This is a genomic window from Vibrio sp. 1402 (assembly GCF_033340275.1).
In genome coordinates, this window is the sequence record NZ_JAWOWE010000459.1 from 1 (window position 1) to 594 (window position 594).

The 594-nt window shown below is 46.6% G+C and carries 1 protein-coding gene; it reads left to right on the top strand.

The window, feature by feature from the left end; translation table 11 throughout:
• Positions 1-594, top strand: a 594-nt coding sequence (locus tag R7044_RS26660; protein ID WP_225456167.1) for a YihY family inner membrane protein, incomplete at both ends; no start/stop codon positions are given.

The following is a 594-nucleotide window of genomic DNA, read 5'->3' on the forward strand; positions in this document are numbered from 1 at the left end:
AATATTGTCGAAGTTCCCTGTTTTCGCGAAGGTTGGCGAAGTGCTGCAAGGCTACATCATCGAAAACTTTGTACCGGCATCTGGTGAGGCGGTGCACACTGCACTGCAAGAGTTTGTGGCGAACACTGGCAAAATGAGTGCCGTCGGTGGTGGCTTCTTGTTTATTGCTGCGCTGATGCTGATCTCCAACATCGATAAAAATCTAAACTACATCTGGCGAGTCAAAGACAAGCGCCGTTTGGTGTTCTCATTTTCGATGTATTGGATGGTATTAACGCTGGGGCCGATTTTAGTCGGCGCGAGTATTGCAGCAACGTCTTATGTCACGTCGTTACAAATCTTAGAAAATGAAACGCTGTCTGGCGCCTTCAATTTGTTCTTACGCTGGTTGCCGCTCTTGCTGTCATTTTTTGCATTTTTAGGTTTGTACATTCTGGTGCCAAACAAAAAAGTGCATTTAGCGCATGGCGCTGTAGGCGCCGCCGTTGCGGCGATACTGTTTGAATTAAGTAAGAAAGGCTTTGCCCTCTATATCACTCAGTTCCCGTCTTACCAGCTGATTTACGGTGCTTTAGCCGCAATTCCTATCTTGTT